The 14,947-nt window shown below is 67.5% G+C and carries 7 protein-coding genes; 3 read left to right on the top strand and 4 right to left on the bottom strand.

The window, feature by feature from the left end; genetic code table 11:
- Positions 1–102: 102 nt before the first annotated feature.
- The 3 genes from EBB56_RS13885 (at position 103) to EBB56_RS13875 (ending at position 4,686) form a co-directional block, all read left to right on the top strand.
- Positions 103–2,232: a capsular polysaccharide biosynthesis protein gene (locus tag EBB56_RS13885; protein ID WP_124804616.1), complete on the top strand. Its 2,130-nt coding sequence runs from the start codon at positions 103–105 to the stop codon at positions 2,230–2,232.
- 70 nt (positions 2,233–2,302) lie between these two features.
- The gene (locus tag EBB56_RS13880) at positions 2,303–3,070 is read left to right on the top strand and encodes an SDR family oxidoreductase (protein WP_045992445.1); all 768 of its coding nucleotides are present in this window, start codon (positions 2,303–2,305) and stop codon (positions 3,068–3,070) included.
- Positions 3,071–3,378: 308 nt separating this feature from the next.
- Positions 3,379–4,686, top strand: coding sequence for an autotransporter outer membrane beta-barrel domain-containing protein (locus EBB56_RS13875; protein WP_045992446.1), 1,308 nt, complete (start codon positions 3,379–3,381; stop codon positions 4,684–4,686).
- 203 nt (positions 4,687–4,889) lie between these two features.
- Here the strand turns inward: EBB56_RS13875 and EBB56_RS13870 are convergent, their stop codons facing one another.
- From EBB56_RS13870 to bcsA, 4 genes are read right to left on the bottom strand one after another with little or no spacing between them, the layout of a single operon-like run.
- Positions 4,890–5,951, bottom strand: coding sequence for a glycosyl hydrolase family 8 (locus EBB56_RS13870; protein WP_221621184.1), 1,062 nt, complete (start codon positions 5,949–5,951; stop codon positions 4,890–4,892).
- Positions 5,923–6,420, bottom strand: coding sequence for a cellulose biosynthesis protein BcsD (bcsD, locus tag EBB56_RS13865; protein ID WP_045994300.1), 498 nt, complete (start codon positions 6,418–6,420; stop codon positions 5,923–5,925). Before bcsD ends, EBB56_RS13870 begins: the two co-directional genes overlap by 29 nt.
- Positions 6,413–10,315, bottom strand: coding sequence for a cellulose biosynthesis protein BcsC (locus tag EBB56_RS13860; RefSeq protein WP_124804615.1), 3,903 nt, complete (start codon positions 10,313–10,315; stop codon positions 6,413–6,415). The genes bcsD and EBB56_RS13860 overlap by 8 nt, the downstream gene beginning before the upstream one ends.
- A complete protein-coding gene (gene bcsA / locus EBB56_RS21900; RefSeq protein ID WP_052704479.1) occupies positions 10,312–14,943 on the bottom strand; it encodes a UDP-forming cellulose synthase catalytic subunit in 4,632 nt (1,543 codons plus the stop codon). Before bcsA ends, EBB56_RS13860 begins: the two co-directional genes overlap by 4 nt.
- Positions 14,944–14,947 lie beyond the last annotated feature (4 nt).

Genomic DNA, 14,947 nt, shown 5'->3' with positions numbered 1-14,947 from the left:
CCGTGACCCATCGGGCTGCAGGCAGCGGCACACCCGAGACCAGGGCGGCTAGCGCCACGCTGATACGATAGATACCCGATCATCGGCGAGATGCAGGCACGCATGGGCGCTTCACCACACACGGACGAGCAGGACAGGCAGCCCACCGCCCTGACGGCGAATGCTCCGACAGACAACCAGGCCTCGACAGACAACCAGGCCCCGACAGACAACCAGGCCCTGACGGCGACCGATGCCCTGGCCCGGCTGCCGATACTCGCCCCTTGCCTGCCGGAATTTTCCCGCATACGGCCCTGGCGTCAGCGCCACCGTTGCCGCCCCGCCGCGGTGCTCGGCTGGGGCAACCGGGGGACCACCCGTCGCGCCAGGCGCCTGGCGACGGACAAGGGCCTGCCCTTCGTCGCCCTGGAAGACGGTTTCCTGCGCTCCTGGGGGCCCGCCGATGAAGGCTTCGCCAGCCTCTCCCTGGTGGTGGATCATAGCGGCATCCACTACGACGCCTCCCGGCCCTCCGATCTCGAGACCCTGATCAACCACGCCGACATCGACGCCACCGAAGAGGCACGGGCCAACGCCTTGATGGCGCGCCTGCGGCTCGCCCGACTGTCCAAGTACAACCACGCCCCTGACATTCGACTGGAAGATTCGTCCCGCTCCCGGGTACTGGTGGTGGACCAGACCCGGGACGACGCTTCCATTGTTGGCGGCGGGGCCTCGGAGGCCACCTTTGTTCGTATGCTTGAACAGGCCCTGGAAAGCCATCCCGAGGCCGAAATCCTGATCAAGATCCATCCAGAGGTGATCGCCGGGCGACGCCAGGGCCACCTGCTGGGGGCCGCCGGCCGTCCCCGCTGCCGCCTGATCACCGACGACATCAATCCCTGGGCCCTGTTCGACGTGGTCGATGCGGTCCATGTGGTCACCAGTCAACTCGGCTTCGAGGCGCTGCTGGCGGGCCTGCCGGTCACCTGTCACGGCCAGCCGTTCTATGCCGGCTGGGGCCTCACCCAGGACCGACAACGCTGTGCGCGGCGTCAGCGACCGGCATCCCTGGCCCGGGTATTCGCCGCCGCCTACCTGCGCTACACACGCTACGCCAACCCCTATACCGGCGAGCCAGCGACGCTGGACGACACCCTGGACCTGCTGGAGGATCAGCGCCGTCAGATACAGCGCGGTGCCGGGCACTGGCGATGCTACGGTCTGTCGCGATGGAAGCGCGGCTTCGTGACGGACTTCCTCGGCCCCCTGTCGCAGGTCGAACAGCTGCCACTGAGCTCGCTGAAATCGACCGATTCATCGTCTGAAACGGCATCCGACCCAGCACCCACGCCAGTGAATCATCTGGTGTGGGGCAGCCAATATCCCCGAAGAGACGATGTCCATCGCATGGAAGACGGTTTCCTGCGCTCGGTGGGCCTCGGCATCGATCTCACTCGGCCGCTGTCGCTGGTCATCGACGGGGCCGGCATCCACTACGACCCCACCCGTCCCAGCGAGCTCGAGGAACTGATCGAGAATGGCGAGTTCAACCCGCGGGACCACCTGCGCGCACGCAGGCTGATCTCGCGGCTGGTACAACGGGGTCTGTCCAAGTACAACGACGGCCACGACGCCTCGCCCAAGCCCGGTTTGCCGGCGCTGCCCAGCGATCGTCCCCGGCTGCTGGTGATCGGCCAGGTGGAAAGTGACGCTTCGGTACGTCACGGTGCCTGCGAGATCCGCACCAATCGCGCCCTGCTTGCAGAGGTGCGCCGCCGCCACCCCAACGCCTTCCTGCTCTATCGTCCCCATCCGGACGTGGTCGCCGGCGTACGCCAGGGCGAGCAGGTTCCCGCCGAGGCCTACGATGTGCTGGCAGCAGAGGGCAACATCACTGCCCTGATCGATCAGGTCGACGAGGTTCACACCCTGACCTCCCTGGCGGGCTTCGAGGCGCTACTCCGCAATCGCCCGGTGATTACCTATGGCCTGCCTTTCTACGCCGGCTGGGGACTGACCCGGGATAAGGCAGCGACGCCCCCTCGGCGATGTCGGCGCGCCACCCTGGAAGTACTGGTCGCAGCGGCACTGATCCACTACCCCGGGTACGTGGACCCCGCTACCCGCCAGCCGATCAACGTCGAGACCGCGATCACCTTGCTCGAACGCCAACGCCAGCAAGGGCCAAGGCTGAGGCTGTGGCAACGCCTCTACCGACACGTCCGGCGCTATCTGTACGGGCGCTATTGAGACGGCGCGCCAGTCCTTGCCCCTTGCCCCTTGCCCCTTGCCCCTTTTCCACCACAGGAGAACACGACAGATGACGGCCCCCCAGCGCCTGATCCTGATTACCGGTGCCACCGGCGCCATCGGCGGCGCCCTGGCGCGCCACTACGCCAGGCCAGGGCATCATCTGGTGCTTCATGGGCGTCGCCAGGACACGCTGGCAGAGATAGGGCAGCGCTGTCGCGACCAAGGCGCCGAGGTCAGCCTGGCGAGCGGCCCCCTGGAAGACAACGACGCCCGACAGGCCTGGCTTGGGGGGCTGTCACGGACACCGGATATCGTGATCATGTGCGCCGGCATCAACACCGGCGTGGTCGATCGTCGCGACGGCGAATCGCTTCAGGCGGGACGTCAGCTGATGGAGATCAATCTACGCGTGCCGATGGAAATGGCGCGCCAGCTTGCCCCTGCCATGCAGCGTCGAGGCCGTGGCCAGCTGGTCTTCATCAGCTCGCTGGCCGCCTGGCACGGGCTGCCGGTCACCCCCAGCTACAGCGCCAGCAAGGCTGGCATCAAGGCCTACGCCGAGGCTCTGCGCGGAGGGCTCGCCAGCGATGGCGTCGGCGTCACCCTGGTGATGCCAGGCTACGTGGATTCGGCCATGGCCCGGGCGATGCCCGGCCCCAAGCCGTTCACCTGGTCGCCCGAAAGGGCGGCCCGGCGCATTGCCACGGCCATCGATGCCAATCGTCCCAGGGTCAGCTTCCCGCTGCCACTGTGCCTCGCCACCCAGGGACTGACCCTGTTGCCGCCGAGGCTGGCACAGGCCTTGATGCGATGGTTCGGCTACGGCGTGCCCTGATGTCGTCTGCGCAAGACACCAGGGAAGCAGTGGCCACATAGGCCCCTGCTGCTGACGCCCGAATTTCATCAATCACGTCGGTTTTGACACCAAAACTTGCCGATAGAACGCCAACTTTCCCTCGCACAGGCATTATCTGCACAGGATTTCGCACGCCACGCCCCTTGATGCTTAACAATGGCCGTCACTCATGCCAACTCCTGAAGTCGACGTCATCGACCGCTGATCTGCACGATCGCCCCGCCAGCGTCAGACGCTACGCCAGACATCCTGGCAGGAAGCCGGCTTCGCCCATCAAGGATGATCCCATGCACAAGCCACAGTTCTCCCCGCACCGCAGGACTCCCTGCCATGCCGCCTCGATGCTGTGTGCCTGGCGATCCCTTCCCCTCGCCCTGATCCTTGGCAGCGCCTCGTCGAGTGCCCTTGCACTTGACGTCGACCTCGCGCCACTCGACCAGAACCCCACCACCTTCGTCGGCACCCTGGAAGATCGCCCCCTGACCCTGGAGTTGCTCGGTCAGCAGGCGGTGACAGGAGGAAGCCGCGTGTTCGTGAGCATCAATGACAGACCCGTCACCCTGAGGCTACCTGCGGGCATCACCCTGGCAGAGGTCGATGGTCAGACCCCGGTGGTGCTCAGCGACGGCGAAGGCAAGGTGCTGCTCGCCGGGCGCCTCGATGCGCTCGGCCGTGATCGCACCCTCGCCCTGGCCGATGCACTGGGCCTGCTGGAACTCGACCAGACCCTGTACGGCGCCCAGAAACAGGCTATGGCCCAGAACTTCCGGCCGGTCACCCAGCGCATCGACGCCACCATGGCGCCACTCGGCGACGGTCCCTATCAGCGTCCACCGGGGATAAGTGTCTGGAGCACCGCCGAGATCGGTGATCTCGACGGCGATACCCGAAGTTCGGACTACTCCGGCGATGGCAAGGTCGCCCTGCTGGGCATCGACTACCGCTACCGCAACCTGCTGGTCGGCGTGGCCGCCGGCAAGAGCGAGATGTACCTGGATGGAAGAAGTGGCGGGAACACCGACCTGGGCGGCGAGATGATCGCGCCCTACGCCGCCATCGCCCTGCTGAACGACCGCCTGGTACTCGACGCCACCTTGCTGTTTCAGGACCTGGACGGCAGCGCACGACGCGACTATCTGGTCGAGGGCATCGATCTCGACGGCGAACGCTGGGGAGCGCGCGGCGCCGCCACCTACCACCTGCCGAGCTATCAGCTGACGAGCCAGCACCGGATCGACTCAAGCCTGACCCTGGGCGGGACCTATCTGGATGACGATGTGGATGGCGACTACCTGCAGGCGGAAACCGACTACGGCGAAGAAACCGGCGAAGTCTTTGCCGGCGTTCGACTGGGTGCCGACGTCTTCACCGGCCGCCTGTTCGGTGGCCTGCTCTACCACTACGACGTGTCCAGCGACGTGGACGACGACGCCGACTTTCTCGAAGGGAGCGATGACGATCGTACCGTGCTGGAGCTCGGTGCCACCCAGCGACTAGGCCGCGGCGTGGACGTTACCCTCGCGGGCCAGACGACACTGGGCAGCAGCGCTACCGAATACGACGTGATCAGCGCCTCGCTGTCCTACGACTTCTAGGCCTTCCAGGACCGCCTGAGGGAACAGGCTTGTGCTCGAGCATTAGTCCCTCAACGAAGACTAGGCGCTGTCCGAAAAGTCGACGAGCGAAGGTGAGACAAGGCAAAAATCGGTGAGACAGCGCAGTTTACGGGGTGTAAATGAGCATTTTGATCCGATTTTTAACGCCGTATTACCGAGCGCAGGCACTTTTCAGACAAGCCCTAGTCCGGTGCGGGGACGGACTCGCGCTGGGCCAGTCTCGCCAGCAGCAGCAGCGAGGCCGAATAGTAGTCGTCGCCGGGGGCCAGGCCCGCAGGCATCGCCCGGCGGTCGCGACCGGCCAGCACGCGAATCGCCAGCACCCCGCGGGAGGCGGCGTACTCCGCTCGGGCCTCGCTGTAGACGTCGATCCAGGCCGGCGGTGGCTGGCGAGCGGGATCGTTCCACAAGGCCAGGATCGGCGAGACACCCGGACGATCGAGCTGGTCTGCCCAGGCCAGGTAGAGCGGGATACGCACCGCATCAAAGCCGAAGCGGGGCGGCCAGCCCGGCGCCGGAGTCAGGCTGCCGTCGGCGTCAAGCCGCAGCCAGTCGGTGGGCAATCGATAGCGACCGAAGCGGCCTTGCTCGAGCAACCTCAAGCCGTCTTCCACCAGCGTTTCCCAGCCCGCATCCGGCTCCGCCTGCGCAAACTCGAGCAACGCCGGCATCACCCAGTAGGACAGGTTGAGGTCGACGTAATCCTCGCCACGAAACCCCTGCACCCCCGGCAGCAGCACCCGGTAGCCGCCGCGCTGCACCACCAGATACTCGGCGATGGCCTCGCGGATCATGGCGGCCGCCTGGGCGTAGCGGGGTTCCTGCCAACGACTGGCGGCGCGCTGCAGCGCCCAGGCGATCAGGATGTCGCCATCACTGGCATTGTTGGGGTCCGCCACCGGTGGCACGTTGGTGGGGTCGTAGCGCCAGGAAAACAGCGCCACATCGGTCCGCGCCAGATGCAGTCGGGTCCACTGCCACAGCCGATCGAAGGCCTCGCGATCGCCCTGGGCCTCCGCCAGCAGCATGCCGAAGCCCTGCCCCTCCGAGTGGCTAACGTCGCCGTTGCCGCTGTCGAGAATGCGACCGTCGGCGCTCATGAAGCGGCTCTTGTAACGCTCCCAGCTCTCGTCGGCCGGCGCCGCGAGGGCAAAGGTCAAGGAGGCCACGGCGACCAGCAACATCGCCGTCAATCGGCGCCAACACAGGCCGGCATCAGTGGCCGGCAACTTCTTCCCTTGCATAGACGAACTCCAGAGGTTTTCCCGCCTCTGCCGTCACCACCCGAAGGGGCACCGTGCTATCGCCCCCCTGGCGTTCCAGCCATACACCATAGGCCCCGGCCAGTAGCGCACTGGCGGCACGGGCGCCGCGGGCTCGCTCGGCCTCGCTGTGACCGGCAACGGGGTAGGCACCATGCTCGATGGTCAGCCGAGTTTCCCCGGCGGTCAATGACACCCAGCCCCAATCGCGCGCACGCCAAAGCTCGTTGAGGGTGCGCTCGAGCCCCTCCAGGGTCTGCTGGTCGGGCAGCGTCAGTTCACTGGCCATTCTGGCCCCGATATGGCGCAGAAAAGCGCCTGCATCCTGCTCGCCGCCGGAGACATACAGCTCTTCCAGCAGGAAGCGCAGCACATCGTTCCACTGTGACGCACAGTGGGTGCTGTCGAAGTACGCAAGCGAACGGCGCCGGGCCGCGTCAAGGTCACTCATCTGCTCCCCCAAGGGTGTAGTCCAGGTACAGCCATGCCGAGGTCTCGTCGTAGTCGCCGAAGGTGTCGTAGCCCAGGCGTCCGCCCACCTTCATGTCATTGGTCAGCTGGTAGGAGGCATCGCCTCCCAGGGTCAGGCCAAAGCCGCTTTCGCTGGAGGCGCTGTAGCGCGACTCCACCGCCGCGTCGGCATCGGCCAGGTCATCGAGCAACGCCTGGGATTCGCCGTCGGTGGGGAAGAAGTCCTCCGCCGCCTCGGAGTAGCTCTGGAAGCCCGGCGACACCCTGGCGGAGTAGGACCAACGCCCACGCTGCTCGCTGAAGCTGAACGGGAAGGCCACGCTGATATGGTCCTGCGGGCTGAAGTAGCCCCCATGCCCGAACGAGTAGCGACTCAGGTTGCGATCGAAGTCGAGGTAGTTGACGTGCACCCCGGCCTTGAGCTCGCGGTCACGCTCGTTGATCGGCCGCAGGTAAGCCCCCATGCCCGCCTCCAGCGAGTCGTTGTCGGCCACGTTGTCACCGGTGTAGCGATAGCCGCCCAAGCTGACGTAGGCACCACTGTCGCCATTGTCGAAGCTGTAACCCAGCGCTCCCCCGGTCTTGACCACGCCGCCCCAATGCTCGCCGCTGACCGGATCACGGGTGCCGGCGTAGGACAACAGGCTATCCTTCACCGCGCGGCGTTCCGCGGTCAGGGTGAACTCCCCGGAATCGCCTACCTTCGGGTGCAGGCGCAGGCCCCCGACCAGCTGGGACTGGTCGAAGCCCAGCGGAGTGGTGCCGACGTCCACGTCCAGCAGATCGCTGCGAAAGCCCAGCGACAGACCCACCCCGGCGTCGCTCTGGGAATCCGCCGACACGTCCAGGCCGTCGCCCCCCAACTGCCCCAGCCGGGCCAGGTAGTCGCCGGTGACCGCGGCGCTGACATCGTCATCGCTTGCCAGCTCACCGATGGCCTCGACGATCGCCATGCGGCCGAAGCGACGCTCGGCGTCGCCGGAGGGCGTACCGGCGGAACCGTAGGCCGGGGTCAGCGTCAGCTCGGCGCGGGAGCGACCAAAGACCGATGAAAAATCGCCGGAGGTGAAGGTGGTAGGCGTTTCCACCCGATCGAACTGGCTCAGGCCTTCCTCGCCACTGCGCACCACCAGGGCAAGCCCGCCCTGTGCCTTGGGCGATACCGCGCGGCGCACCTCGGCCATCATCCGCTCGACCTCATCGATCAGCGGCGAAGCCTGAGGAGCTGCCTCATCGTCCGAGGCCCCAGCCCCTGATCCCGTCACTGAGCCAGCGCCCGCGGACAACGAGCCGCCAGGCAGCCAGGCGGGCCGTCCGCCACCAGCGCCACCGCTGGCGTTCTCGAAGGGGTTGTCGCCGGTGGCCGAGGCCAGCGCCAGCGACTGCTGCGGATCGGCGCGCAGCTCGCTGCGCGCCTCACGCAATAGCGCCAGGGCCTGGCGGTCCTGGCCCTGGGCCCGGGCCAGCCCTGCCCGCGACAGCAGCCAGCGAGGCCGATCCTGAGCGTTGGCCGGCGGCGCCACCAAAAGCCGCGACGCTCGCACGCTATCGCCCTGGGCCAGGGCCGCATCCGCGGCCCCCAGGCGGGCGTCATCGCTCTCGGGAAAACGGCTCAGCGTGTAGTCGTAGAGCTGCCCCGCCTGACGCTGGCGCCCCCCGTCCTGATACAGCCGCGCCATCGCCAGCAGTAGCGCCTGATCCTCGGGGCGCTCGCGCAGGGCGCTGGCCAGCACATCATAGGCGCTGGCCAGCTGGCCCTGCTGGCGCAGCCGGTCCGCCTGGGCGACACGGGCGCCGATCATCGCTTCATCCAGCGCCGCACGCGCCGCCAGGCCAAAGTCGTCGCGCGCCTCGAGTCGCTGCACCAGCGCCTTGGCCTGGCGGTCGCGGCCGGCGCTCGCCAGCACTGCCACGTAGCCGGTGTAGGCTTCCACCGGCGCGTCCAGCTCGCCAGCGGTATCGGCCTCGACCAGCTCGAGGGCCCGGCTGGTCAGGCCCATCTGCTGATAGCGCTGGGCCACCTGGGCGCGGACTCCCGGATCGCTGGTGCTGGTCAGTACCTCATCGAGACGCTCCAGCGCCGAGGCGCGATCCCCCCTGTCCCAGGCCGCTTCGGCGGCCGCCAACGCCGACTGAGCCTCGGCCTGATCGGCCAGTCGCTGGATGTCCTCGTCGCGCAGTGCCAGCGGGATCGCCGCCAGATAGCGTCGGGTCTGGTCCCAGTCGCCCTGTTCACTGGCATACAGCGCCGCGGCCTGAAGCTGGGGCGCGCTGGCCTCGCTCAGGTTGAGCGGGCGAACCAGGTGGCCAGCCTCTTCGACGCGCCCCTGGCGGTCCAGCAACCGAGCCAGATCCAGGCGCACCCAGGGATCCGCGGGTGCCAGCGCCAACGCTTCGCGAAGGGTCGCTTCCGCCTCGCTGGCGCTCTGACCGGCGGCCTGCTGCCGCAGCGCCTGGGCCCGGGCGGCGCCCAGGTCGCCAAGCTGGGCACGAGCGCTGGCCGGCAGACTGGCGGCCAGCGCCTCGGCCTCGGACCAGCGCTGCTGGCGTCGATAGACGTCGACCAGACCGAGCTTTGCCGAGGTGTCATTGCCCAGGCTGAGGTAACGTTGTTCGGCCTGATCGAGACGTCCCTGACGCTTGAACAGATCGGCCTGCAGCAAGGTCGCCGCCCGCGCCCCGTCGCCACCACCGCGGGTCAGCGGCGTCACCAGTTCGAGCGCACGATCCAGTCGTCCCGCCCTGGCCTGGGCCCGCGCCTCCTCCAGTCGAGCATAGAAGGCCGCACTTTCGTAGGCGGCCTGCCATTGGTCGCGTCGCTCGGGTGCCAGCCGGATCGCCTGCTGCAGCACGTCTCGCGCCTCGGCGAAACGTTGCTGGCGCAGCAGGGTCAGCCCCAGTCCGCCCTGGGCGTCGGCGTCGTCCGGGGTCTGCTCGAGCACCTGCTGGAACTGCGCCTCGGCCTGGTCCAGCCGCTGCTGCTCCAGGCTGTCGTACCCCTGAGCCCTGGCCTGGGCCGCCTCACGTTCCGGCGGCAGGGTCATCTTGTCGGCGAACAGCTCGGCGATCTGGCTATCCTCAGGGTGCGCCTGCTGATAGGCGGCATACAGATGTTCGTCTGCGGGGGTCGCCTCGAGCCACTCCAGCGCCTGACGCCAGGCGCGATCGGCGGCCGCATCGCCGGTCGCAGCGCGCTCGGCCAGGCGCTCGATACCCTGGCGACGCGTGGCTTCACGATAGCTCAGCACCTGGCCCAGCGCGGTGGCCAGCGCCGGCTCGTCGGGATGTTCACGCGCCATCGCCGCCAGGCGGTCGCGAGCCTCGCTCCAGCCATTGTCGGTACCGGCCAGGGTCAGGTAGACCTCCGGCGCCAGCCTCGGCGGAACCGCGTCGTCCTCGAGCACCGCCCGATAGCTGGCCATGGCTTCGGCGTAGTCGCCCGCCGCCGCCTGGGAGCGGGCCTCGGCCAGCCGCTGGCCGTCGGCACGCCGCAGTTTCTGTTCCTGCGCCAGCGCCTCGACCCGGTCATCCTCCGGGGCCACCTCGGCCAACCGCGCCTGCCAGCGGCTGGCCTTTTCCATATCGCCATCGGTCAGCGCATATTCCGCGAGCAGGTAGAGGGCACGCCGGTTGCCCGGGTCAGCATCGAGCACCCGCTCGAGGGACTGCTCGGCCAGATCGGCGCGCTGCCGATCCCGCCAGAAGCGAGCCTGCTCGAACAGCGGCGCCAGGGCCTGATCGGTCCCCTGGGCCTGGGCCGGACTCTGGTCCTGCGCCAGCACCGGAACAGAAGACAGCGTCAATGACAGCAGGGAGCACGACAGCAGTCCTGCCGCACCGGCGCGGCGAACCTTGAACAAACGCAAGCGTTTCATCGGCGTGGCGCTCCCCTGGTGTTGTCACTCTGTCCCTTGCCGTCGGCCACCGGGGTGTCGACGCGGCCTCCAGGAGCGTCGGCCTGGGCTTCAGGAGCGTCGGCCTGGGCTTCAGGAGCGTCGGCCTGGCCCCCCTGCAGGCGCCGTGCAGCACGGCGAGCCAGTCCCCGGTGGCAGACCAGCCCCAGCAGTGTCACCACCACCAGCAGCAGAACCGCCATGGCCACCAGGTTCTGGCCCAGCATCCAGCGCAACCTCATGTGCCAGGGCATCTCACCGACGCCCTGACGCGGCCCTGCGCGAAAGCTCTCGGCACTGCCCTCGACAGGAATCAGCGCCAGATCGCCATACACCGAGCGGCTTACCTCATCGTCGCCCAGTCGCGCCACCAGCGACGGCAGCGCCTCGGTGTCGTCGGCGACCGCCGCGACCAAGAAGCGCGAACGGTTCAAGGGTGACGGCAGGCTGACCAGCCCCTGGGACACCTCGCTGTCCTGCAGCGCCTGGGCCACCTCTCGCCACAGCGGCCGCCAGTCACCCAACAGCCAGTAGCGCCAGCGCTCCATCCAGGGCACCTCGGCCACCGCCAGACGCCCTTCGTCGGCCCGGTAAACGCCGGCGTCGAACAGCGACGTCTGCGCCAGACTGTCGAGGTCGGCGACCACCAGCAGATCCTTGTCGGTCAAATCGCCGGTGAGGGAAAGCCCTCGACGCACCTCGATGCCAAGGGCGGGATAGCCAGTAGCGCCGGCGATACGGCCCACGCTGGTCAACAGCGCCGACAGCTCGCTCTCGTCGGGGGCCTCGGGCACCAGCGCCACGCTGGCGCCAAGATCCGCCTGACGCGAGAACGGAAACCCCGCGCTGACGAAGGACGACAGCGACGGCATGACGCTGAAGTGCTCTGCCCGCCGCAGGTCCAGCGTGGTGGTGGGCAGGATTCGACTGATGGCGTCCTCACCCAGCCCGGGCGCGCAGTCGACCCCGTCTGCCACCGCCAGGTGAAAGTAGAACTGCAGGCGATTGTTGCCGTAGAGCAGGTCCCTGGGCAGCAGGACCTCGGCACTCTGCTCCCGGCCGGCGCCGACCAGACGTTGCCACAGACGCTCCAGCGCCTTGCCCGACTCCACCGGCAAGGCCGCGAGATATTCGCCGTTGAGGCTGACATCGAGGCTCGAGGCGATGGGATCGAGCCAGGGCTCGTCGGGAAAACGATAGTCGACCCTCAGCCGATAGTTCTGACCGGGCCACAGGAACAGATCCGGCGGCACCCTCAGGCTCAGGGCGTGCTCCCGGGCGGACAGCCCGCGTGCCACGAAGCCCTCGGGTTCGCCCAACGAGGCCAGGCTGGCCGGGGTTTCGACATCGACCCAGCGCGGCGCGTCATAGGGCTCGCGAGGGGCTGGCGGGCTCAGTCGTTCGTCATCAAGGCGCAGCCGTTCGCCGTTCAGCGTCGCCGGCGCTGCGCTATCGAGACTCTCCCCGAGTCCCGACAGCGCCAGACCGCGGGCGGCCCGGGCCACCTCGACGTCACTGTTGCCCACCACCAGCAGCAGCTTGAACAGCGGGTTGCGCGGATTGGGACGCATCAACAGGGTCGGCCCCTCGACCTGCGGCAGGGTCAAGCCCGCCAGACGTTGCCCCGAGCGCCCGATCACCACGGCGTTGTCCAGCGGCAGGCGATCGTAAAGTGCATCGACCTGTAGCTGCCCGGCCTCGGCGTAGCGTCCGAAGTGCGAGGCAATGATGGCCGCCCCGCGCAACTGGGCCTCAGACGCATCGCTGGCCATCACCATCGCCACCCGACTGACATCCGCCGTCGCGGCATCGATGAAGGGCCTCGGCAGGCGGGCCAGCTCGTCGGGGGTCGGCAGCCGCTGCAGGGTCAAGGCCAGCCTGGATTCGGGGGCGATCTCCACCCTGCCAACGGCCTGGTCATCACCGTGGCACTGCTGGGTCGCCTGCCCCAGCAGGCGAAACTCCAGGCGATTGAAGGGCAGGATCAGCGCCGAAGGGATATCCAGGCGCTGGGTCATGCCGCCGGCGTTGAACTGGTCAAGGTCGATGGTCTGAAGCGTCTCGCCGTTGAGCAGCACCCCGAGTTGGCTGTCGGCCGGCAGGTCACTGTGTGACAACGACAGCGACAGCGACGCAGCCACCGCCACCTCATCATCGCGCAGCGAGAACGCAGTGCCCGAAAGCCGGGTGTTCGGGGTCAGGCGCAAGGTCTGATCGGAGGCCAGCAACGGGATCGACAGCTCGCGCCGGGTCGGTTGCAACGGCTGGCTGACGCTGTCCAGATCCAGCCGGCCGTCCTCGCCGAAACGCAGCGGAGGCAACGTCTCGCCCGGTACCGAGGTGTCACCCGGCACGTCACCAAAACCGCCGGCCTCGTGCGTCACGCCGATCGTCGGCGCCGGGACCTGGGCCCAGACCCGGTGCGAGACCATCAATACCCCGAGCACGATGGTGGCCACCAGCATCACCGGCGCCAGCCAACCTCGGCTAAAGCGCCCCTGGGTCAGCCCCCGCACCGGGCTACGGAAGTGCAGCCCCTTCTGCTGCCACTGGTGGAAGAACAGTCCCACCACCGAGCGCACCACATGCCACAGTGACGCCAATGGCCGGTCCTGGGGATGCGGTGCCTCGGGAATCCAGGCATCGGCACGCCCCATGACCACCCGCACCAGTTCTCTGCGCTGGCGCAGCGGCAACTCATCAAAACGAAAGCGCAGTGAGTCATCGGTACCGGAAGCATTGACCGAACACACGGGGAACATCAGCCCCCGTCGATTGAAGGTGATCTCCAGGCACTCCACCTCGCTGCCCAGGGCTGAGCGCTTGCCCTCCACCAGGGCGCCCCCCATGGACAGGTTGGCGGTCCAGCTCTGCACCGCATGGCCACTGGCCAGGTGCAACACCACCGGAAGACGCGCCTCGACCCGCACTGAGCGCCGCAGCTGGCGCGTTTCCCGTGCCACCGCAATGGCCGCCAGCAGCACCAGAATGCTGACGGAGGCCCACATCACGTTGAACAGCATGACGCTGGTCTGGACATCGAACAGATCATTCCAGAAGACCCGCACCAGCCCCCACACCACCGCCGCCACCAACAGGCCAAGCACGAACAGATGGGGACGCACCGCCTCACCGTCGAAGTAGCCCTCCTCCAGCAGTCCACCCTTCTCGGTGACATTGAACTTGCCCCGACGCGGGCTGAGCAGAGTCACCAGGGTCGGCTTGAGCAAGTGAAAGGCCAGCACGCTTTCGTAGATCTCGCCCCAGAAGGAGTAGCGGAAGCGCCCCACCAGCCGCGAGTTGGTGTAGATCGCGTGAAACAGATGCGGCAAAGCGTAGACGGCAATCATCTGCGGCGACGAGGCAATGACGTGCAGATCAAACAACAGGTAGGCCAGGGGTGCGGTCAGGAACACCAGGCGAGGCATGGCGAACTGGAAATGCAGCATGGCGTTGAGGTAGCAAAGCCGCTGCGGCAGGCGCAGGCCACGTCCCCACAACGGATTGTCCAGCCGGAAGATCTGGGTCATGCCCCTGGCCCAGCGGGCCCGCTGGCCGATGTGCAGAGACAGTCGCTCGGTGGCCAGGCCAGCGGCCAGGCGCACCCCCAGGAAGGCCGTGTTCCAGCCACGCCGCTGCAGCTTGAGGGCGGTATGGGCATCCTCGGTCACGGTTTCCACCGCGAAGCCGCCGATCTCTTCCAGCGCGCTACGCCGCATCAGTGCACAGGAACCGCAGAAGAAGGCCGCATTCCAGTAGTCGTTGCCCTTCTGCACCGGCCCATAGAACAGCTCCCCTTCGTTGGGGATGTCCGCCCCGGCGACGAGGTTGCGCTCGAACGGATCCGGGGAATAGAAGTGGTGAGGCGTCTGCAGCAGTGCCAACCGCTCGTCGGCGACAAACTCCCCCACCGTGGCCTGCAGAAAGGCCCGGGTCGCCACATGGTCGCAGTCGAATACGCAGATCAGCTCGCCGTCTGTCAGCCCCATGGCGTGATTGAGGTTGCCCGCCTTGGCGTGGCTGTTGTCTTCCCGGGTGATGTAGCCGACCCCCACCGCCGCGGCGAAGGCGCCGAACTCGGGTCGCTTGCCATCGTCCAGCACATAGATACGCATGCGATCCGCCGGGTAATCGATGTTCTGGGCGGCCAGCACCGTGTCCCGCACCACCTCGAGACTCTCGTTATAGGTGGGGATATAGATGTCCACCGTCGGCCAGCGCGTCGCATCCGGCGGCATCGGCCGGATCGTGCGCTCCAGCGGCCAGGCGATCTGGAAGTACCCCAGCACCAGGATCACCCAGGCGTAACACTCGGCGGCCAGCAGACCGTAGCCGAATACCGCCTCGACCTGGGTATCGAACACCAGCGTTTCGCTCAGACGCCAATACAGGTAGCGGGTAGAGACCAGCACCGACAGCAGCATCATCGCCTGGCGTACCCAGCCACCACGAAGGCGAGCCAGCACCAGCAACGCCAGCATGCCAACACCGGCGAACACCAGCTGGCGCTCCAGGGTCAACGGCGTGGTGACAAGCAGAGCAGCCAGGGGCGCCCCCAGGATCAGCGCCAGCAGACGCGCGCCCAGTGACGCAGAGGAAGAGACGTTCATGGGC

Origin of the sequence: Halomonas sp. YLB-10 (assembly GCF_003856855.1) — a bacterium.
Lineage (GTDB): Bacteria > Pseudomonadota > Gammaproteobacteria > Pseudomonadales > Halomonadaceae > Halomonas > Halomonas litopenaei.
The sequence above is the reverse complement of the archived record's forward strand: the minus strand, read 5'-3'. Positions and strand labels throughout refer to the sequence as shown.

Bases quoted from the DNA above. Each gene is read 5' to 3' on its own strand.
- bcsD (WP_045994300.1), bottom strand. From the start codon at position 6,420: ATGAGTGACCTTGACGCGGCCCGGCGCCGTTCGCTTGCGTACTTCGAC.
- EBB56_RS13880 (WP_045992445.1), top strand. From the start codon at position 2,303: ATGACGGCCCCCCAGCGCCTGATCCTGATTACCGGTGCCACCGGCGCC.
- EBB56_RS13875 (WP_045992446.1), top strand. From the start codon at position 3,379: ATGCACAAGCCACAGTTCTCCCCGCACCGCAGGACTCCCTGCCATGCC.
- EBB56_RS13885 (WP_124804616.1), top strand. From the start codon at position 103: ATGGGCGCTTCACCACACACGGACGAGCAGGACAGGCAGCCCACCGCC.
- EBB56_RS13860 (WP_124804615.1), bottom strand. From the start codon at position 10,315: ATGAAACGCTTGCGTTTGTTCAAGGTTCGCCGCGCCGGTGCGGCAGGA.
- bcsA (WP_052704479.1), bottom strand. From the start codon at position 14,943: ATGAACGTCTCTTCCTCTGCGTCACTGGGCGCGCGTCTGCTGGCGCTG.
- EBB56_RS13870 (WP_221621184.1), bottom strand. From the start codon at position 5,951: ATGCAAGGGAAGAAGTTGCCGGCCACTGATGCCGGCCTGTGTTGGCGC.